A 17,134-nucleotide genomic window follows, 5' to 3' on the forward strand; every position below is an offset into this window, starting at 1 on the left:
TTCGTTCGGTAGCCTTCATTCAATAGCCCTGGCATGGGCTTGGCCTGTGCGGCTGAAGCGGTGGGTAAACTAGCGGTTGGTTTGCCCGAACTGCTTCGCGCCGAGGCTGAGGCCCGGCTTGACCTTCGAGTCGCGGCAGCCGACGAGGCGAACCAGCTTTTGCTGCGCGCACTCATTGTCGCCCATCACGTGGGTACCCTGTTGCGACATTGCGGCCGTCATCTGCTTCTGCGGGCCGGATTTGGTGGCCGCGGATTCATTGCCAACGCCCATGTTGCCATTGCCCACGACTGACATCCTTCGTTGGATAGGGGATCACCACAACGTGCCACCACGGAGATGGTTGCACGGTGCCGAGATGAGTCGGCTGGACCGTCGCCCGGTTCACCGCCGACCTGCTGTGCTGCTTCCTGTCTCAGCAGAGGAAAGTTAAGAAAGCGCGGTAGCCCGCTCAATTTGCACGCAGAATCGGCCATCGCCCCGGCTGCGGCCAAAACAGGTGCCAAGGACAGGCGCCAAGGCGGGTACCACGGCAGGCATCGGCGCGCGAAATCTTGAACACGCGCTCCGCCGCCGCTCCATCACTGAAAATATTGATGTTTTCCGGCCAATGTTTCGTCGATCGCCGGCCGACGAAACAATTCTCCCGTTGATGAAACCATTTTCGACTTGTTCCGCAGAACTCCGGAAACGGCAGTTCGTTATCAAACCGTCAACACAACGGCGCGGACGCCGGCCGGAATAACGGAGACTGTCACATGCGGACCATCAGCCTGATTCTCGCCTTCGTCTTCGTGATGGCCGGTTCGTCGATGGCTGGTTCCCCGGACAGCGGTTTGCCCGGCATCGGCACCTTCTCCTATAACGGCTCGCCGGTGGTCACTGTGGCCCCGATGATGATGGCGCAGGCCAACTGAATGCGACGCGAAAAACAGAACAGCCGATAAAGGCCACTCATGTTGCTCCGTATCTGTTCCGCCGCCATGTTCGCATTGCTCGTCCTAGCGGGTTCCGCGCAGGCCCAATCCCAGCTTCCACTCGAATCGATGCAGATCCGGTCGCTGTACCGGGTAACTGAGCCGCGCGACGAATTCGTTCGCCAATGCGCGCCGCACATGCTTGGCCGCTGGGCGCACCCCGAAGCCGTCTGCGGCTGCCTGCACGACCACGCCGCAGCAACGGTGGATGATCCCGACCTCCGTCAGGCATTGCTGCGCGGGATCAGCGAGACCGGCGTGCCGACGATCGAGACCGATTGGGTGCCGCCGTCGAAGCAGGCCGAGATCGGCCCGACCTTCACCAAGATCGCCAAGCCGACGCTGCAATGCATGTTCGAGCCGATCTCGAACTGAGCGGCGCGTTGCCAAATAATGAAGAAGCAGGCGCCTCGCGGAAGCGGGGCGCTTTATTTTTTGGCGAGGCGCGGCACGCAGCTGCGGGTCCGAACCACGCCGTTCTGGCTCAGCTTGGCGCCGATCACCTGCTTGATCTGCCCGGCCGGGCACGAGCCGTCATCGACCAGGACGCGCTGACCGACCCGGAGGTCGACGATGTCGCCCTCGCGCATCAAGGCCTGCTGCGCGGAGGCGGGGGCGCTCAGGGCGACACATACGACGGCGCCGATCAGCGCGACGAATCCGATGCGCGGCATCGCGGCCTCCCTCACTTGTTCTGGATCTTGACCCCATTGGGGCCGACATTGATCTGCAGGCCTTCGGGCTGCTTCTTCGCCTGATAGAGATTGTAGCCGAGCATGCCCACGATCAGGACCAACCCGCCGATCACGAGATACAGGACGTTGCGATTGGCAGGCATCCGGTATCTCCGTACGCTGGCACTGACTGAACGCGCGCGACCTTAGTCAGGTCGCTGCGATTCTCATAGCGCGCCGCGGTTTGGCGGATGACTTGATCGATCCCTTGACTGGTCCTTTGCGCGTCGCGCGCAGCGCAATCAGCGTTGCCTTCGCCAACTGTTCCGCCGACGCGATGAGTTGCGGAACCGGATGACCGGAAAATCCCAGCACGAAGCCGGGCAATGGACGCGCGCGATGATAGGTCTCGGCGAGCAGCCAGCCGCCGACGCCGGCGGCGGCTTTTGCCTCCGCGGCAATGAGTGGATCGGTCGCGGGATCGAGCCTGGCCACGAGATGCAGGCCCTGCGAGGGCACGGGAACCGTGAGCGCGCCCTCCGATGCGCTCTCGAGCGTCGATGCCAGCACGTCGCGCGCCTCGCGATAGAGTTTGCGCGACTTGCGCAAATTGGCGGCGAAGGCGCCGGAGTTCAGCATGTCGGCAACCGCGCCTTCCATCAACGTGGCGGGAAAGCGGTCGAGCGCGGCGCGCGCCGCCGTCACCGGGCCGATCAGGGCTTCGGGCAGGGCGCAGTAACCGATCCGCAAGCCCGGAAAGAGCGTCTTGGCAAACGTGCCCATGTAGATCACGCGGCGCAGATGATCGATGCCGGCGAGCGACAACAGTGGCGCGCCGTCATAGCGGAACTCGCTGTCGTAATCGTCCTCGAACACGAAGGCGCCGGCGTCGCGGGCCCAGTCGAGCAGCTCGAGCCGGCGCGGCATCGACATCTGCACGCCGAGCGGAAACTGGTGCGACGGCGTGACATAGGCGGCGCGTGCCTGCGGCGCCGATGCGCGGCCCTTGTCGACGCGCATGCCTGAGGCATCCACGGGCACCGACACCGGACGATAGCCGCAATGCTCGATCGCGCGCCGCGCCGCCGGATAGCCGGGATCCTCGCACCAGACCTGATCGCCGGGCTTGAGGATCGCGCCGAGCACGATGCGCAGCGCATGCAGCGTGCCCGACGCCAGCATGATCTGGTCGGGATCGCAGCGCAGTCCGCGCGCCGACAGCAAATGATCTGATATGGCGGCGCGCAATTCGCTGCTACCGCGGGGATCGCCATAGTGCAGATGCTCGGAGCCGAAGGCGCGCAGTCTGCGGCCGGCAAAGGCGCGGAAACGCTGCAGCGCGCGTTCGTCGATATGGGTGCAGCCGAGCGACAGCGCGTTGTGCTGCGGCGGCTCGATCTCGATCTTCGCGCGTCGCGGCGCGGTGGCCTGCGCCGGGATGCGCGCGGCGACGAAGGTGCCGGAGCCCGTGGTTGCCACCGCAAATCCGTCGGCGATCAGCCGCTCATAGGCCGTGGTGACGGCGTTGCGTCGGAAGCCGGTCTGTTTTGCCAGCGTGCGCGAGGGCGGCAGCGGCTCGCCCGGCTTGACCAGGCCGCCGACGATCGTGTGGCACAGCGCCTGATAGAGCCGCTGCTGTGAGGCCGCGCCCTGCGTGACGTGGGGGCCGGCGAGGTCGAGCGGCAGCTCGGCCTTGGCCGGCCAAGGCTCTGATAAATTGGGCTTGCGCAAATTGGTCGGAATTTTTCGCATGGAATTGGCACTATCGCAGACCAAATGGGTCGCTACAACTCTCGACACTTCCAATTTCGAAAGGCACCGCCGTGACCGAAGGCGCATCCACTCCGTCCTACCCCATGTCGTCCCGCAACCGGGTGAAGCGCCGCCATGATCGCGGCTTCTACGACCACGCAACCGTGCACAAGATCCTGGACGCCTCGATGCTGTGCCACGTCTCCTACGTGATCGACGGCCAGCCCTATTGCACGCCGACGTTTTTCTGGCGCGAGGGCACAAAACTCTACTGGCACGGCTCGAGCGCGAGCCGGATGCTGGAGAACCAGACGAAAGGGCAGAGGGTGTGCCTGACGGTCGCCCATCTCGACAGCCTGGTGCTGGCGCGCTGCGGCTTCAATCATTCGGCCGACTATCGCGCGGTGATGGCGTTCGGCTCAGCCTATCTCGTCACCGACCCGCAAGAGAAGGAGCGCGCCATCGTTGCGATGGTCGACCGCTTCTTTCCCGAACGCACCGCAAGCCTGCGCGCCAGCAGCAAGCAGGAGATCAAGGCGACCTCGTTCATCGCGATGGAGATCGAGGAGGCCTCGGCAAAGGTTCGCGCCAAGGGCGTTGCCGATGACGACGAGGATTACGAGTTGCCGATCTATGCCGAGCGCATTCCGGTGCGCACCGTGCTCGGCGCGCCGGAGCCGTGTTCGCGGCTGCTCGACGGCGTGTCGCGGCCTGCGACACTCGATGGCTATTCGGAAGGCCGTCTGCTCGAAGATGCATTGCGGGATGCTTATTTTGCGCAATACAAGGCGGAGTGAAATCGGGTTACGGTGCGGCGCTCACCTGTCTGATTTCCCCGATGGAGTTGCCGCATGACTGCCGAGACGCAACAACGAATCCTTGCTGCCGTTGACGAGGGATTCGATGCGCAGCTTGCGACGACGCAGGCCTTTGTCGCGATCCCCTCGACCCGCGGCGCCGAGGGGCCGTGCCAGGACATGATCGGCGATCTCTTGCGCGAGCGCGGCTACGAGGTCGACGACTGGCACATCAATCTCGACGAGCTCCGGGATTTGCGCGGCTTCGGCCCGATCGAGCATGATTTCTCGAAGGCGCGTACGGTGGTCGGCACCTACCGCCCGGCGACCAATGCCGGCAAATCGCTGATCGTGCAGGGCCACTGCGACGTGGTGCCGACCGGCCCGCTCGAGATGTGGGAGACGCCGCCGTTCTCGCCCGTGATCAAGGACGGCAAGATGTACGGCCGCGGCGCCTGCGACATGAAGTCCGGTACCATCGGCGCGCTGTATGCGCTGGATGCGATCAGGAAGGCCGGCCTGAAGCCGACGGCGCGAATTCACTTCCAGTCGGTGATCGAGGAGGAGAGTACCGGCGTCGGCGCGCTCTCGACCTTGCAGCGCGGCTATCGCGCCGATGCCTGCTTCATCCCCGAGCCGACCAACGGCAAGATGATCCGCTCGCAGGTCGGCGTGATCTGGTTCCGGTTGAAGGTGCGCGGCTTCCCGGTGCATGTGTTCGAGGCCGGTGCCGGCTCGAACGCGATCATGGCGGCGTATCATCTGGTGCATGCGCTGGAGAAGCTCGAGATCGCCTGGAACGAGCGCGCCAAGGCCGACCGCCACTTCAAGGACGTCAATCATCCGATCAACTTCAATCCCGGCATCATCAAGGGGGGCGACTGGGCCTCCAGCGTGCCGGCCTGGTGCGACGTCGACTGCCGCATCGCGGTGCTGCCGGGCTGGTCGATCGCCGAATGCCAGAAGGAGATTCTGGCCTGCGTGTCGGCCGCGGCGCGCGACCACCGGTTCCTCTCCAACAATCCGCCGCAGGTGGAGTGGTCGGGCTTCCTGTCGGAAGGCTATGAACTCGTGAACTCCGAAGCGCCGGAAGCGGCCTTCGCGAGGGCGCATCAGACGGTCTATGGCGGCGCGGTTGAAGATCGCGCCTTCACCGCGTTGACCGACACGCGCTTCTACGGCCTGAACTATGACATCCCGAGCCTCTGCTTCGGCGCCAATGGCGCGGCGATGCATGGCTTCAACGAATATGTCGAACTGGACTCGCTGCGGAAGTCGACCAAGGCCACCGCGCTGTTCATCGCGGAATGGTGCGGCGTGGAGAAGGCCTAGCCGCGGTTTCCGCCCCTCAACAAATTCAGTGTCGTCCCGGCGAAAGCCGGGACCCATACTCCGCGGCGAATGTTGTGATCGGGACTCGTCATTGCAGCGCCGTACATCAATCAAGATTGGTGGTTATGGGTCCCGGCTCCGTGCGCAATCGCGCACTCGGCCGGGACGACGTTGGAAGATTCAACGCTCCGGCCATAACGCCTTCACGATCGCATCGAGCCCGTCGGTCAGCGCGGCGGGGCCGGGCTGCAGGATGATCGGCGACTTGATCTCGACGATGCGGTTGTTGCGCACGGCCGGAATCTCGCTCCAGCCGTCGCGTTTGCGGATGCGGTCGGGCACCACCTTCTTGCCGCACCAGGACGCCAGGATCACGTCGGGCATCGCCTCGCGCACGGTATCAGGCGAGATGATGCGATCCTTGGCGGCCTTGTGCGCGCGCAGATGCGGCAGCGCGTCCGCGCCGCCGGCGATGTCGATCAGCTCGGACACCCAGCCGATGCCGCTGATCAGGGGATCGTCCCATTCCTCGAAATAGACTTTTGGCCGCGGCGCCGGACGCGGCGTCGCCGCGATCGCGTCCAGCCGTCCTGCGAGGCTTTGCGCGAGCTGCCCGGCGCGCTCGGCGGCGCCGACCATCGCGCCCAGGGTGCGGATCATTGCGAGGATGCCGGCGACGTCGCGCTGGTTGAAGACATGCACGGCGACGCCGGCACGCACGAGATCGGCGACGATGTCGGCCTGCAAATCGGAGAAGGCGAGCACGAGGTCGGGGTCGAGCGCCAGGATCTTTGGAATGTCAGCGGAGATGAAGGCCGACACGCGCGGCTTCTCGCGGCGGACCTGCGGCGGCCGCACCGCATAGCCGGAGACGCCGACGATGAGGTCCTGCTCGCCGAGCAAATAGAGCGTTTCGACCGTCTCCTCGGTCAGGCAGACGATCCGGCGGGGAGGGAAGTCGCGCATCGCGGACGGTATGCAGACTGACGCGCGATTGTCACTGATGCCATGACGTCATCCGCATCATTACCTCGGAGGTCATTGCCGGGCCCGGTCAGGCAATCCATCATGCCGGCACCAACCTCGAAGAAGGCCGAAGGCGCGGTTCTGCCCGCGGACCGACGCCGCAAGAACAAGCCAGGGAGTGCCCATGACGCCGCTCGAAAAGATCCAGTCGATGAAGATGCCGTTCGCGGAACTGAAGGGCGTCACCTTCACCGAGGCCAGCCAGGATCGGGTCGTCGCGAAGATGCTGGTGCGGCCGGACCTCTGCACCCTCCATCACACCATCCACGGCGGGGCGGTGATGGCCTTGGCGGACTCGGTCGGCGCCGCCGCCACCGTGATCAACCTGCCTGAAGACGCCAAGGGCACCACGACGCTGGAGAGCAAGACCAACTTCATCGGCGGCGCCAAGGCGGGGATGACCGTGGTCGCCACGGCAACACCGGTTCACCGGGGCCGGCGGACCCAGGTCTGGCAGACCAGGCTGGAGACCGAGGACGGCAAGCTGGTCGCGGTCGTGACCCAAACGCAGCTGGTATTATGATGGGGCGATAATGTGATTTATCAATCACATCATTGTTTACTTAAATGAATCTCAGTACTTGAATTATATGGTGCGATGCACAATATGGGGGTGCTAGGGAGTCGACGCCTCCTCGAGGGCTACCGAGAGGAGTTATGAAATGAACTACGATTCCATCCGTCCGACGTCTGCCAAGGGCACCGTGCGGACGCTGAGCCAGCAGGAGGAGCTTCCTCTGCTGCGCGATCACCTGCTGCGACTGGATCGCACCAGCCGTCATGATCGCTTTCATGGCTTCATCGACGACAGCTTCATCCGTCGCTATGCCGAGCGCTGCGCCAACGACGGCACGATCATCATCGCCTATTTCGAGGATGGCGTGGTCCGCGGCGCGGCCGAGTTGCATCCGCCGGAGCAGTCACCGGACGCGCAGCCCGAGATCGCCTTCAGCGTGGAGCGGTCGGTGCGGCGCAAGGGTGTCGGCAGCACGCTATTCCGCAAGCTGATCGCCGAGGCGCATGCCAAGGGCTACACCAACCTGCGCATCACCACCGGTGCGCAGAACGACGCGATGCGTGCGCTCGCCACCAAGTTCGGTGCGCAGCTCACCTTCCGCCACGGCGAGTCGACCGGCAGCATCGACCTGACCGAGCAACACCAGGGCGAGCAGGCACCGGCTGCTGCGGTGATGACGCCGGTCGAGGCTGCGCAGGCGATCGTCGACATGAACCGGGCCTATTGGCGGATGGTGATGCAGATCTCCGGCTGGGGCCGGGCGGCCTGAGCCGATATCCCGGATCAAACGCGAAAAGGGCAATCCGCTCAGCGGATTGCCCTTTTTCTTTGAGCAAACGAATGTTGTTTTTCAGGTGCCGGTGCGCTTGTCGGTCGCAAAGCGGCGGACCACGCGGCGCTCGACCACGATGGAGCGCTGCGCGCCCTGTTCGCCGGCGATCACGCGGGTTGCCGTACCGGTACGGGCGCTGACGCGCGCGGTCTTCTTCACCTCGGCCAGCACCTCGTCATAGGGCAGTCCCATCAGGGACGACGCGATCTCGGCCTGGGCCTCCACGTCATCGGTGATGCCGATGGCCGCGAAGATTGCCTCCTCCAGGGTCGGCGGATCATGCCGCACGCGCCTTGTGCCGTATTTGGTGTTCCAGTCTCCGCTCATCGCCGCCTCGTCCCTTGAATCGCGGGAGATACGTAAGGGCCCTAATGTTGCATTGCAATATTAATGTGAGATGGCAATCCAGCCATGCAGCTAGAGTCTCTCAATTTTGTGAGCGTCATAAAGTTCGATCGTGGTCGCAGCCGCCGCAAGAGATTGCAGCGACCGGACGAAGTCACGGGAGGCCGGGACCGCAAAATGCGTCGCCAGCGCGGCGCGATCGGCCCATTGCTCGAAAAACACCAGCTTGAGCGGATCTTCGCAGTCGACATGCACCGCGTGCGAGATGCAGCCGGGCTCGGTGCGCGAGCGATGGACATGCTCGAGGCTGAGGCGCCGCACCTCATCGAACGTGTCGGGGCGGGCGGTGACGCTGCCGGTGACGACAATCATGATGTCCCCCAATGCTTTACGGGGCGGCTTCCGCCCCTGACGCAGTGATCGGTTGTTGCGGCCAGCGCTTCAGCGCGGCACGGCCGGCATCGGTCAGCAGATAGATGCCGCGCTCGGCGCGATCGAACCAGCCATAGACATTATGCTGCAGGATCTTGCCGGCGTCGGGAATATCGGCGCGCAAATCGCGCACCCGCCGTGGCCCATCCGACAGCGCACAGGCGCAGGCCAGCGCCTGCTGCCGGTAGGCGGTCATGATCGGCGCGCGCGTCGAACCGCCCATGGCGGGATCGCCTTTGCGCTTCCGGTGCTCGGTGATCAGGCGCGAGCGCTTCTTCGGATTGCGCCTGATGGCCGCGGTCGGCGGCGGCACCAGCACCTCGACGTCGCCGCGGTCGGTGATGCCGAGCATGCCGAAGCCGAGCCGCCGGCACAGATTGCGATAACGCGCATCGCTCTCGCGGCCCTTGCCGCGGGCCGAGACCTTTGCCGCGATCCAGACCTCGTCGGCGGCGGCGGCACGGTCGACCGCCTGCAGGATCAGTTCGAGATTGAAGGCGAGCTTGAGTTCACCGATCACGACGACAGGCGGATCGTCGCCGCTCAGCGCCACGAGATCGCAGCCGCCGATCTCGCCCTTCACCGTGAAGCCGAGCTTTTCGAGGAAGCGTTTGACGGGCTGATAAAGCGCAGTTTCCAACGGGCACGGCTCCGGCGGCGGTTCGGCCGCGACTCAATTCGCAGCAGCATAGCCCGGAAAGACCGCTGCCGCCGCGGACGTAATTTGCTCAAAGCCCGCCCCAGCGGCTATTGTGAGGCCGGGACAAGGCGCGGCAATTTTCATGATCCGGAACGGGCTCTATCACATCACCGTCGAATTTCTCGACGGCGTCTCTGGCGGCAACCAGGGCGTCATGGTGCTGCGCGACGGCCAGATGCGCGGCGGCGACTCGTTCTTCTATGCCTATGGCAACTACACCGCGGCCGATGGCAAGTGGAAGGGCGAGGTCACCAACGAGGAGCATTCGCCGACCTATGGCGAGCGCCCGGTGTGGGAACGCAAGGTGGTCACCATTGGATTCACCGGCACCTACACCGACGAGACCGCCGAGGGTAACGGCATGGCGCTCGCCGGCAAGCAGAGCATCCGTTTCAGGTCGAAGCTGCGGCTATTGGTTGCCGACTGACGCGTAATGCCGACCTGGCTCTATAAAGTCGAGGTCGCGCGCGATCGACGGGCCGCTCTCTCGCCACGCTCGAATGCGGCTTGTCCGCTGCTCGCCGCCGTTGAAATGTTGCTGTTTGTTGCTCCAATGGCACAGGGCCCCCAAGCCAAATGAATTAAGTTCCAAACCGGACTTGGAAGTTAAGCATCACAGGGGCAAGGCGTGATGTCAGACTCAGTCAGCCTGACTGCTACACCAAGTGAAGGCGACGCGGCGGCTGCGACAGCGCGGTTTAGCGTGAAGATCATGACGCGCGGCGAAATCGCCGATTGCCCCGCCTGGGCTGCCACCTTCGCAGACCTGCGCAAGGATCACCGGTATTACGAAATCCTGGAGGATACGCTTCGCGACCGCGTCGAGTACCGCTACTTCGCGATCATCGACCGGGCAGGGTACATCCAAGCCGTCCAGCCGTTTTTTCTTCTCGACCAGGACTTTCTCGAAGGACTTGGCGCGGAATGGCAGACGTGGCTGGCGCGCATCCGACGCTTCGCGCCGCGGTTTCTCAAGATGCGCACTTTGATGGTGGGATGCTTCGCCGGAGAGGGACACCTCGCTGCATCCGACACGGTGCCGTCAGGCGAGATGGCGGAGATCCTTTGCGGCGAGATCGTCAATCTAGCAAAATCGTGCCAAGCGCAGCTCATCGTCTTGAAGGAATTCCCAGCGCGCTATCGGCCGGTGCTCAATTGTTTCGTGCGGTGCGGTTTCGCCCGTGCGCCGAGCATGCCGATGACGGCGCTCAATATCGAGCACGACGATTTCGATGCCTACATGCAAAACGCGCTGCCGCGATCGGCGCGGTGGCAGCTCCGCAAGAAATTCAAGGCAACCGACGGCGACACCATTGTCCTCACTGTCACCGATGACGCAAGGGATGCTATCGATGAGATCCATCCGCTTTATCTGCAGGTCTTCGACCGTTCGAAATTCCGTTTCGAGAAACTGACGGCCGATTATCTCCGCCGGCTCGGCAGCGATATGAAGGACAAGACCCGGTTCTTCATCTGGCGCCGGGGCGCGAACGTGGTCGCCTTCAGCCTCTGCATGGTCGAAGGCGACAGCCTGTTCTGGGAGTATGTCGGCCTGGACTATGCCGTCGCCCTCGACCTCCATCTTTACTACTACACCATTCGCGACATGATGAATTGGGCGATGGCCAAGGGTTATAAGTGGCTTCGAAGCACCGGTCTCAGCTACGAACCGAAATTCCGGATGCGGCATGACCTCGATCCGCTCGACCTCTATGTGCGGCTCCGCTCCCCGCTCCTGAACGCTATTTTCAGGCTGCTGCTGCCCTGGATCGTCCCGGCCCGCTATGACAAGACGCTGCGAAGATTCGCGAACTATCGCGATCTCTGGTAGCCGATCCGATACGGTAACGACTGGCCTAAACCCGCCCGTTCACCGGCAGCAGCGCGCCGGTGACGGCGCTTGCGGCGTCGCTGGCGAGGAACAGGATGACGTCAGCGAGTTCCTTCGGTGTCACCCATTTGGAGATATCGGCCTTCGGCATCGCGGCGCGATTGGCCGCGGTATCGATGATCGAGGGCAGCACGGCGTTGACCGTGACCTTGCCCTTGAGTTCGGCGGCGAGCGACTCCGTCAGGCGATGCACGCCGGCCTTCGATGCGGCATAGGGGCCCATGCCGGCAGCCGCCTGCAACGCGCCCAGCGCGCCGATATTGATGATGCGTCCGGCGCCCGACTTGCTGAGATGTGGGATGGCGGCGCGCGATGTGTTGAGCGCGGTCATCACATTCATGGCGTACATGCGCTGCCAGGTCGCGGGATCACCGTCGCTCACCGCCTCGAAGGTGAAGCCGCCGGCGATGTTGATCAGCCCGTCGAGCCGGCCGAAATGCGCGGCCGCCTTGTCGATGGCAGCCTTCGCCTGCGCGGGATCGGTGAGGTCGACACCGCCAAGCTCGATGCGGTCGGCGGTCGCCGCAAGCGTTGAGGCTGCATGATCGATCCCGGCGACGCGCGCGCCGCGCGCCAGGGCCTCCTCGGTGACCACTTTGCCAAGTGCGCCAAGTGCGCCGGTGATGACGATGGCTTTTCCGTTCATGGCGGTCTCCGTATGCGCGAGCAGGCTGCTGCCCACTATGATCAGGCGGAATTCATTTGCAATGCCGCCAATTCCGCCTCCTACTGCGCGCATTCATCAGTTCATTCACCTCAAGGATGTTTGCGATGCCGACACCCAGGCCATGCGAAACCCACCTCGAACTCGTCAAGTTCGGACATCCGTTGCCGCATTTCGCGGAAGCGCTGCGGCATCAACGCAAGATCAAGGTGGTGGCGCTCGGATCGTCGTCGACGGCGGGCGCGGACAACATCCTGCCATTCCCGCCGCGGCTCGAAATGCTGCTGCGGCAACGCTTCTTCGGCCGGATGATCGATGTGATCAACCGTGGCGTAGGCGGCCAGGAGGCGCCTGAGGAATATTCGCGCATCGAGTCCGACGTCACGACCGAGGCGCCGGTGCTGGTGATCTGGCAGGTCGGCACCAACGCCGTCTACAAGAGCTACAATCCGGCCGAGGTGCGTGCTACGCTGGAGGCCGGGCTCGACGTGCTCGCCGCGCTGCCGCTTGACGTCATCGTGATGGATTCCCAGTACACGCAGGCGGTTGTCGGAACACCAGCCGCGCTCAATCTCGCCAACATCATCATGCCGATGATCACCGAGGTCACGTCGAACAAGGGCGTCAACCTGTTCAGCCGTTTCGCGCTGATGAAGCGTTGGGTCGACGCCGGTATTCCCCTGACCGAGCTCGACGATGGCGGCCAGCTTCTGCTTCACACCAGCGAATGGGCGACGAATTGCGTAACCCAGTCGCTGTTTGGCGCCATCGACGACGCCTTGAAGCCGGAAGCGATCGCGTAACGCTGACTACGTAAGACTACGGAGTAGGGCCGGTTGGATAAAATTTGCGGCAGTTCCGTAAGTCGTTCGCAGAATCCTATCCCGTAGAAGCGAAACTCCAGCCAAGGTAGGGGTTTTTCTATGGGATATCTTCCGGATCACGGTTTACCGCTTGTTCAGCTTAAGGAGCAGCGGCGCGATCTCGTGGTGGCGCTGCAAAACCGTAACGGGCCGGTGAGCAGCTGGGAATTGATGCAGATCGCGGCGATCCAGCAGGCGATCTCGGCGTTCGAGGATGTGATCGCCGATCTCGATGCAGAGCTCGAGCTCGAGGCCGCGGCGGCCTAAAGCCTTTTTCGGTTCTGATTGGATCAGAACCGAAGCTCCAGATTCTTGTTTGACGCGTTCTTCTTCACGCGAACCGGTGTCCACTTCGCTCGAAAACGCTCTGGCGAATTGATCAGGCCTGCAGATAGCGGCCTTCAAGCGCCTTGCGCTCGGCCTGGCCGAGCCCGAGGCCTTCGCGGAAATAGCCGTCGAGGCTGCCGTAATCGGCATCGACCGCCTCGAACGCAGCTTCCAGAAATGCAGCGCGCACGGTACCGAGCACCTGCTTGACGTCATCGGGCAGCTCGGTGCTGTGCGCCGGATCGCGCTTGTAGAACCGATTGGTCAGGAGATAGTCGTCGGCGATCACATGATCGGACACGCCGAGCGCGTGCAGGATCAGCGCGCAGGCGAAGCCGGTGCGATCCTTGCCAGCGGTGCAGTGGATCACCAGCGGCGCGCGGTCTTCCAGCAGATGGGCAAACAGCGTGCGATAGCGCGGCGTGTTGTCCTGCACATAGCCGCGGTAGGAATCCCGCATCACGTCGATCGCATCGGCTTCCGAGAGCTGGCGGTGGCTCGCGATCGCGCGCAGCGCGGCCACCACCGTCGGCTCGACCGGCAGCGAATGCACGGTGACGTCGCTCATGCCGCACAGCGCCTCGGCTCGCTCGGCGACGCCGCGAAAATCGAATGCGCTCTTGACCCCAAGCGCGCGCACCACGGCGACGTCTTGCGCGGTGAGATGCGCCAGATGGTTGGAGCGGAAGAGCTGCCGCCAGCGCACCGTCCGCCCGTCACGCGTCTGGTAGCCGCCGAGGTCGCGAAAATTGCTGGCGCCGGCGAGATTGAGATGACGGGCGGGGGCTTCGGACATTGGCGGGCCTGTTGCAGCTGATGAGGTCTTGGCGCAAAAAATCCTGGCGCAAGAGTCTTGGCGCAGGAGTAATGACGCAGACAGGTCTATAACCGGCCCGTCAGGGGGAGAATATGACTTATCGCGTGGGCGCCTTTGTCATCGGCGCAATTCTTTTGCAGGTTTGCGGTTCCTCGGCGGCATCGGCACAGTCCGCCTTCCGGAATTATCGCTGTGCCGACGGCACACAGTTCGTTGCGGGGTTCTTCACCGGGGACACGCGCGCGCATCTGCAGCTCGACGGCAAGGCGGTGACGCTGACCAAGCGCCTGTCGTTGACGGGCACACGCTACAAGGGCGGCGGCGTCACGCTCGAGATCAGCCGATCTGGGCTTGCCAGGCTCCGGCATGCCAAGCGGCCAGCGACAGCCTGTGAGCTGGCATGAAAAAAGGGCCGAAACGCCTGGTTCCGACCCTTCCTTATTGTTCTGACGCTGTCTGACGTTTCTGCGTCACGCCTCGCTGCCTGATCGACATCAGTGGTCGCGGCTCGGTTTGGCGTCGTCGATCGCCGCCTGATGGTACCAGCTCTCGCTGCAAGCCGAGGTCTCTACCTCGCTGGCAAGTCCGCGCGCCGTCAGCGCTTCGCCATGGCGGCGTCCGCCGAGAGCCGCGCGGCCCCCCGCCGGGAATTGATAGATCGTTGCCGATCCGTGGATTTGTCCTTGGTTTTGGCCCGTCGTGATCATGTCAAACTCTCCTTTGGCCGCAGCGAGCCTCCATGGTGCGCCCGACTCATTCGCGTGTCGTTACCGTGCTTTCGATATCGGCCCGGGCCTGGCGGGGCGCAAATTGACTAAGAAATAGTCATTCTCTGTCTAATTTGTGAGCAAATCCCGGTTTGCCTCCTGCGAGGCAGGAGGCAGCTGATCAACGCTTGGGCCATTGCGATGGTTGCGGGGCGCCCGGTGGTCGGACACGAACTGTCATACAGCGCTGCCGCTGCATTAATCGGCAGGCGGTGCCGTAGCCGAATTTGCTGCAGAAACGGGCGGCGAGGCGCGCGAAAAGAAGATTTTGGCTGACCGTGGCGCATGCCTGCCGCGCTGCTATGTCGCAGCTAAAAATGCGATGTCCGTTGTGGACATCCGCGAACAGGGTGGGTCCCGCAGTGCAGCGACTGGCATTTTAATTGCTTAGTAAGAGCCGGCCGATGGTGGCCGGGTACGCGTGCGGCGACCGACTGGCTTTCGGTTTCCTCACGGTTTTGCATCATCAACAGAGAGGTTCAATGACCAAGTACAAGCTCGAGTATATCTGGCTCGACGGATATACGCCGACGCCGAGCCTGCGCGGCAAGACGCAGATCAAGGAATTCGCGTCGTTCCCGACCCTCGAACAGCTTCCGCTGTGGGGCTTTGACGGTTCGTCCACCCAGCAGGCTGAAGGCCACAGCTCTGACTGCGTGCTGAAGCCGGTCGCCTGCTATCCCGACGCCGCGCGCGAGAACGGCGTGCTGGTGATGTGCGAAGTCATGATGCCCGACGGCAAGACCCCGCACGTCTCGAACAAGCGCGCCACCATCCTGGACGACGAAGGTGCCTGGTTCGGCTTCGAGCAGGAATACTTCTTCTACAAGGACGGCCGTCCGCTCGGCTTCCCGACCGATGGCTATCCCGCGCCGCAGGGCCCGTACTACACCGGCGTCGGCTATTCGAACGTCGGCAGCGTCGCCCGCAAGATCGTGGAAGAGCACCTCAACCTCTGCCTCGCCGCCGGCATCAACCACGAAGGCATCAACGCCGAAGTGGCCAAGGGGCAGTGGGAATTCCAGATCTTCGGCAAGGGCTCCAAGACCGCCGCTGACCAGATGTGGATGGCCCGCTATCTGATGCTGCGTCTCACCGAGAGCTACGGCATCGATATCGAATTCCACTGCAAGCCGCTCGGCGACACCGACTGGAACGGCTCGGGCATGCACGCCAACTTCTCAACCAAGTACATGCGCGAAGTCGGCGGCAAGGAATATTTCGAGAGCCTGATGAAGGCCTTCGACAAGAACCTGATGGACCACATCGCCGTCTACGGCCCGGACAACGACAAGCGTCTGACCGGCAAGCACGAGACCGCGCCGTGGAACAAGTTCAGCTACGGCGTGGCTGACCGTGGTGCTTCGATCCGCGTGCCGCACTCCTTCGTCAACAATGGCTACAAGGGCTATCTGGAAGACCGCCGCCCGAACTCGCAAGGCGACCCCTACCAGATCGCTTCGCAGATCCTGAAGACGATCTCCGAGGTTCCGACCGGCGCCAAGGCTGCGGCTTAAGTGGCCGCGGCCTAAGCAGCGATCGGACCCGGATGGAGCCATCCGGTACCGCAATCGGGTCCGCCAGGGCAGCGCCTTGGCGGACCTTTGCTTTTTTAACGACAGTATTTGCAGGCGGCTTGCCGCCGAAAGCGGTTTCGCCGCGTTATGAACCGCGCTAGATAGCGATTGTATTTTGGCGGCCGGGGACACGGCGCTTGTTTGAAGGGTTTTACAAGGTCCGGTTCGAGCTGGGCGGCGCCGTCGGCCGCAGCGTGATGTATGTCGGCGACGGCAGGATGCTCGGCGGCAATTCGGCGTTTGCCCATATCGGCACCTATGAGAAAGATGGCGACGAGGTCGCGGTCGAGATCCAGACTGTCCGCCACAACCCCGACCTGAACTACCGCGCGATGGCTGGCACCGACGACGCGACGCTGATCGCCAAAGGCTGGCCGGACGGTGAGCTCTACCGTTTCAAGGGCGAGCTGAGGGAATTGCCCGGCGTGCCGTTCCGGTCGGTGATGACGCCGATCACCGACGACGAAGTCCCGATTGCCGGCGGGGTCGGCGAGGGCGGCATCATCAACGGGCTGTATTCGATCCACATCCAGTTGCTCGATGGGGTCGATGGCGGCCTGACCGGCGTGATGCTGCTGAACAACGGCCGCATCCTCGGCGGCGACGCGTTCTTCTACTATCTCGGCACCTACACCTCCGAGAAGGGCCGCTGGAAGGGCCAGATCCTCAATCAGGAACACACCTCGGCGATGGGCGAGAATCCGACCTTCGGCGGCCGCGAGGTCGGGATCGGCTTCGCCGGCACCTGCGACGCGGAAGGCGCGGTGCTCGAAGCGACCGCGCTTGCCGGCAAGCGCAGCCTCCGCCTCACGGCGACGCTCAAGCTGATGCGGCGGGCATGAAC

24 protein-coding genes are annotated in these 17,134 nt (G+C 63.5%); 13 read left to right on the forward strand and 11 right to left on the reverse strand.

What is annotated here, in order from left to right; translation table 11 throughout:
- Window positions 1-69 precede the first annotated feature (69 nt).
- Complete coding sequence (locus G6P99_RS21620; protein WP_029082263.1) at window positions 70-297, reverse strand: hypothetical protein; 228 nt, start codon at window positions 295-297, stop codon at window positions 70-72.
- Window positions 298-758: 461 nt separating this feature from the next.
- Here G6P99_RS21620 and G6P99_RS21625 point away from each other — a divergent pair, with 461 nt between their 5' ends.
- On the forward strand, window positions 759-917 hold the full coding sequence (locus G6P99_RS21625) for a hypothetical protein (protein WP_165123398.1): 159 nt from the start codon (window positions 759-761) through the stop codon (window positions 915-917).
- A 39-nt stretch (window positions 918-956) separates the two neighbouring features.
- A complete protein-coding gene (locus G6P99_RS21630) occupies window positions 957-1,352 on the forward strand; it encodes a hypothetical protein (RefSeq protein ID WP_029082262.1) in 396 nt (131 codons plus the stop codon).
- Between the two features lie 53 nt (window positions 1,353-1,405).
- On the opposite strand, the gene G6P99_RS21635 is transcribed toward G6P99_RS21630, so the two are convergent.
- Genes G6P99_RS21635 through G6P99_RS21645 form a run of 3 tightly spaced genes read right to left on the reverse strand, consistent with a single transcriptional unit; the run spans window position 1,406 to window position 3,403 of the window.
- Complete coding sequence (locus G6P99_RS21635) at window positions 1,406-1,651, reverse strand: DUF6719 family protein (RefSeq protein ID WP_035977234.1); 246 nt, start codon at window positions 1,649-1,651, stop codon at window positions 1,406-1,408.
- Window positions 1,652-1,662: 11 nt separating this feature from the next.
- The gene (locus tag G6P99_RS21640) at window positions 1,663-1,815 is read right to left on the reverse strand and encodes a hypothetical protein (RefSeq protein ID WP_165123400.1); all 153 of its coding nucleotides are present in this window, start codon (window positions 1,813-1,815) and stop codon (window positions 1,663-1,665) included.
- 46 nt (window positions 1,816-1,861) lie between these two features.
- Window positions 1,862-3,403 (reverse strand): PLP-dependent aminotransferase family protein, encoded by a 1,542-nt coding sequence (locus tag G6P99_RS21645; RefSeq protein ID WP_029082260.1) that lies wholly within the window; start codon window positions 3,401-3,403, stop codon window positions 1,862-1,864.
- Between the two features lie 104 nt (window positions 3,404-3,507).
- Between G6P99_RS21645 and G6P99_RS21650 the strand changes: the two genes are divergently transcribed.
- On the forward strand, window positions 3,508-4,200 hold the full coding sequence (locus G6P99_RS21650; RefSeq protein WP_414645597.1) for a pyridoxamine 5'-phosphate oxidase family protein: 693 nt from the start codon (window positions 3,508-3,510) through the stop codon (window positions 4,198-4,200).
- A 54-nt stretch (window positions 4,201-4,254) separates the two neighbouring features.
- Complete coding sequence (locus G6P99_RS21655; protein WP_029082258.1) at window positions 4,255-5,532, forward strand: ArgE/DapE family deacylase; 1,278 nt, start codon at window positions 4,255-4,257, stop codon at window positions 5,530-5,532.
- Between the two features lie 180 nt (window positions 5,533-5,712).
- Here the strand turns inward: G6P99_RS21655 and G6P99_RS21660 are convergent, their stop codons facing one another.
- Window positions 5,713-6,498, reverse strand: a complete 786-nt coding sequence (locus tag G6P99_RS21660; protein ID WP_029082257.1) for a cobalamin-binding protein — start codon at window positions 6,496-6,498, stop codon at window positions 5,713-5,715.
- 184 nt (window positions 6,499-6,682) lie between these two features.
- On the opposite strand from G6P99_RS21660, the gene G6P99_RS21665 reads away from it, so the two are divergent.
- Both G6P99_RS21665 and G6P99_RS21670 read left to right on the forward strand, forming a co-directional pair.
- The gene (locus G6P99_RS21665; protein ID WP_029082256.1) at window positions 6,683-7,081 is read left to right on the forward strand and encodes a PaaI family thioesterase; all 399 of its coding nucleotides are present in this window, start codon (window positions 6,683-6,685) and stop codon (window positions 7,079-7,081) included.
- Window positions 7,082-7,220: 139 nt separating this feature from the next.
- A complete protein-coding gene (locus G6P99_RS21670) occupies window positions 7,221-7,844 on the forward strand; it encodes a GNAT family N-acetyltransferase (protein WP_029082255.1) in 624 nt (207 codons plus the stop codon).
- Between the two features lie 81 nt (window positions 7,845-7,925).
- Here G6P99_RS21670 and G6P99_RS21675 read toward each other — a convergent pair whose 3' ends face one another.
- The 3 genes from G6P99_RS21675 to G6P99_RS21685 all read right to left on the reverse strand — a co-directional run bounded on the left by G6P99_RS21675 (window position 7,926) and on the right by G6P99_RS21685 (window position 9,324).
- Complete coding sequence (locus G6P99_RS21675) at window positions 7,926-8,234, reverse strand: hypothetical protein (RefSeq protein WP_029082254.1); 309 nt, start codon at window positions 8,232-8,234, stop codon at window positions 7,926-7,928.
- A 90-nt stretch (window positions 8,235-8,324) separates the two neighbouring features.
- The gene (locus G6P99_RS21680; protein ID WP_029082253.1) at window positions 8,325-8,624 is read right to left on the reverse strand and encodes a putative quinol monooxygenase; all 300 of its coding nucleotides are present in this window, start codon (window positions 8,622-8,624) and stop codon (window positions 8,325-8,327) included.
- 16 nt (window positions 8,625-8,640) lie between these two features.
- Window positions 8,641-9,324: a DUF2161 domain-containing phosphodiesterase gene (locus tag G6P99_RS21685; RefSeq protein WP_029082252.1), complete on the reverse strand. Its 684-nt coding sequence runs from the start codon at window positions 9,322-9,324 to the stop codon at window positions 8,641-8,643.
- Between the two features lie 142 nt (window positions 9,325-9,466).
- Here G6P99_RS21685 and G6P99_RS21690 point away from each other — a divergent pair, with 142 nt between their 5' ends.
- Together G6P99_RS21690 and G6P99_RS21695 are read left to right on the forward strand one after the other, a co-directional pair.
- Window positions 9,467-9,811: a GrlR family regulatory protein gene (locus G6P99_RS21690; protein WP_165123404.1), complete on the forward strand. Its 345-nt coding sequence runs from the start codon at window positions 9,467-9,469 to the stop codon at window positions 9,809-9,811.
- 204 nt (window positions 9,812-10,015) lie between these two features.
- The gene (locus G6P99_RS21695) at window positions 10,016-11,215 is read left to right on the forward strand and encodes a GNAT family N-acetyltransferase (RefSeq protein WP_165123406.1); all 1,200 of its coding nucleotides are present in this window, start codon (window positions 10,016-10,018) and stop codon (window positions 11,213-11,215) included.
- Window positions 11,216-11,240: 25 nt separating this feature from the next.
- On the opposite strand, the gene fabG is transcribed toward G6P99_RS21695, so the two are convergent.
- Complete coding sequence (gene fabG, locus G6P99_RS21700; protein ID WP_029082250.1) at window positions 11,241-11,921, reverse strand: 3-oxoacyl-ACP reductase FabG; 681 nt, start codon at window positions 11,919-11,921, stop codon at window positions 11,241-11,243.
- 125 nt (window positions 11,922-12,046) lie between these two features.
- Here fabG and G6P99_RS21705 point away from each other — a divergent pair, with 125 nt between their 5' ends.
- Window positions 12,047-12,742 (forward strand): SGNH/GDSL hydrolase family protein, encoded by a 696-nt coding sequence (locus tag G6P99_RS21705; RefSeq protein ID WP_165123408.1) that lies wholly within the window; start codon window positions 12,047-12,049, stop codon window positions 12,740-12,742.
- Window positions 12,743-12,862: 120 nt separating this feature from the next.
- Window positions 12,863-13,069 (forward strand): hypothetical protein, encoded by a 207-nt coding sequence (locus G6P99_RS21710; RefSeq protein WP_029082249.1) that lies wholly within the window; start codon window positions 12,863-12,865, stop codon window positions 13,067-13,069.
- 112 nt (window positions 13,070-13,181) lie between these two features.
- Here the strand turns inward: G6P99_RS21710 and G6P99_RS21715 are convergent, their stop codons facing one another.
- On the reverse strand, window positions 13,182-13,925 hold the full coding sequence (locus tag G6P99_RS21715) for a tyrosine-protein phosphatase (protein ID WP_165123410.1): 744 nt from the start codon (window positions 13,923-13,925) through the stop codon (window positions 13,182-13,184).
- Between the two features lie 113 nt (window positions 13,926-14,038).
- Here G6P99_RS21715 and G6P99_RS21720 point away from each other — a divergent pair, with 113 nt between their 5' ends.
- Window positions 14,039-14,350 carry an MliC family protein gene (locus G6P99_RS21720; protein WP_029082247.1) on the forward strand — a complete coding sequence of 104 codons (312 nt, stop codon included), beginning with the start codon at window positions 14,039-14,041 and terminating at the stop codon, window positions 14,348-14,350.
- 90 nt (window positions 14,351-14,440) lie between these two features.
- On the opposite strand, the gene G6P99_RS21725 is transcribed toward G6P99_RS21720, so the two are convergent.
- A complete protein-coding gene (locus G6P99_RS21725; RefSeq protein ID WP_035977231.1) occupies window positions 14,441-14,653 on the reverse strand; it encodes a DUF2735 domain-containing protein in 213 nt (70 codons plus the stop codon).
- Between the two features lie 542 nt (window positions 14,654-15,195).
- On the opposite strand from G6P99_RS21725, the gene G6P99_RS21730 reads away from it, so the two are divergent.
- Together G6P99_RS21730 and G6P99_RS21735 are read left to right on the forward strand one after the other, a co-directional pair.
- Entirely contained in the window at window positions 15,196-16,230 is a 1,035-nt protein-coding gene (locus G6P99_RS21730; protein WP_029082245.1) for a glutamine synthetase beta-grasp domain-containing protein, read from the forward strand.
- A gap of 197 nt (window positions 16,231-16,427) precedes the next feature.
- Window positions 16,428-17,132, forward strand: coding sequence for a hypothetical protein (locus tag G6P99_RS21735; protein ID WP_029082244.1), 705 nt, complete (start codon window positions 16,428-16,430; stop codon window positions 17,130-17,132).
- Window positions 17,133-17,134 lie beyond the last annotated feature (2 nt).

It is taken from the genome of Bradyrhizobium sp. 6(2017) (genome assembly GCF_011058295.2).
GTDB lineage: Bacteria > Pseudomonadota > Alphaproteobacteria > Rhizobiales > Xanthobacteraceae > Bradyrhizobium > Bradyrhizobium septentrionale.

Coding starts and splice junctions, on each gene's coding strand:
- G6P99_RS21620 (WP_029082263.1), bottom strand. CDS start 297: ATGTCAGTCGTGGGCAATGGCAACATGGGCGTTGGCAATGAATCCGCG.
- G6P99_RS21625 (WP_165123398.1), top strand. CDS start 759: ATGCGGACCATCAGCCTGATTCTCGCCTTCGTCTTCGTGATGGCCGGT.
- G6P99_RS21630 (WP_029082262.1), top strand. CDS start 957: ATGTTGCTCCGTATCTGTTCCGCCGCCATGTTCGCATTGCTCGTCCTA.
- G6P99_RS21635 (WP_035977234.1), bottom strand. CDS start 1,651: ATGCCGCGCATCGGATTCGTCGCGCTGATCGGCGCCGTCGTATGTGTC.
- G6P99_RS21640 (WP_165123400.1), bottom strand. CDS start 1,815: ATGCCTGCCAATCGCAACGTCCTGTATCTCGTGATCGGCGGGTTGGTC.
- G6P99_RS21645 (WP_029082260.1), bottom strand. CDS start 3,403: ATGCGAAAAATTCCGACCAATTTGCGCAAGCCCAATTTATCAGAGCCT.
- G6P99_RS21650 (WP_414645597.1), top strand. CDS start 3,508: ATGTCGTCCCGCAACCGGGTGAAGCGCCGCCATGATCGCGGCTTCTAC.
- G6P99_RS21655 (WP_029082258.1), top strand. CDS start 4,255: ATGACTGCCGAGACGCAACAACGAATCCTTGCTGCCGTTGACGAGGGA.
- G6P99_RS21660 (WP_029082257.1), bottom strand. CDS start 6,498: ATGCGCGACTTCCCTCCCCGCCGGATCGTCTGCCTGACCGAGGAGACG.
- G6P99_RS21665 (WP_029082256.1), top strand. CDS start 6,683: ATGACGCCGCTCGAAAAGATCCAGTCGATGAAGATGCCGTTCGCGGAA.
- G6P99_RS21670 (WP_029082255.1), top strand. CDS start 7,221: ATGAACTACGATTCCATCCGTCCGACGTCTGCCAAGGGCACCGTGCGG.
- G6P99_RS21675 (WP_029082254.1), bottom strand. CDS start 8,234: ATGAGCGGAGACTGGAACACCAAATACGGCACAAGGCGCGTGCGGCAT.
- G6P99_RS21680 (WP_029082253.1), bottom strand. CDS start 8,624: ATGATTGTCGTCACCGGCAGCGTCACCGCCCGCCCCGACACGTTCGAT.
- G6P99_RS21690 (WP_165123404.1), top strand. CDS start 9,467: ATGATCCGGAACGGGCTCTATCACATCACCGTCGAATTTCTCGACGGC.
- G6P99_RS21695 (WP_165123406.1), top strand. CDS start 10,016: ATGTCAGACTCAGTCAGCCTGACTGCTACACCAAGTGAAGGCGACGCG.
- fabG (WP_029082250.1), bottom strand. CDS start 11,921: ATGAACGGAAAAGCCATCGTCATCACCGGCGCACTTGGCGCACTTGGC.
- G6P99_RS21705 (WP_165123408.1), top strand. CDS start 12,047: ATGCCGACACCCAGGCCATGCGAAACCCACCTCGAACTCGTCAAGTTC.
- G6P99_RS21710 (WP_029082249.1), top strand. CDS start 12,863: ATGGGATATCTTCCGGATCACGGTTTACCGCTTGTTCAGCTTAAGGAG.
- G6P99_RS21715 (WP_165123410.1), bottom strand. CDS start 13,925: ATGTCCGAAGCCCCCGCCCGTCATCTCAATCTCGCCGGCGCCAGCAAT.
- G6P99_RS21720 (WP_029082247.1), top strand. CDS start 14,039: ATGACTTATCGCGTGGGCGCCTTTGTCATCGGCGCAATTCTTTTGCAG.
- G6P99_RS21725 (WP_035977231.1), bottom strand. CDS start 14,653: ATGATCACGACGGGCCAAAACCAAGGACAAATCCACGGATCGGCAACG.
- G6P99_RS21730 (WP_029082245.1), top strand. CDS start 15,196: ATGACCAAGTACAAGCTCGAGTATATCTGGCTCGACGGATATACGCCG.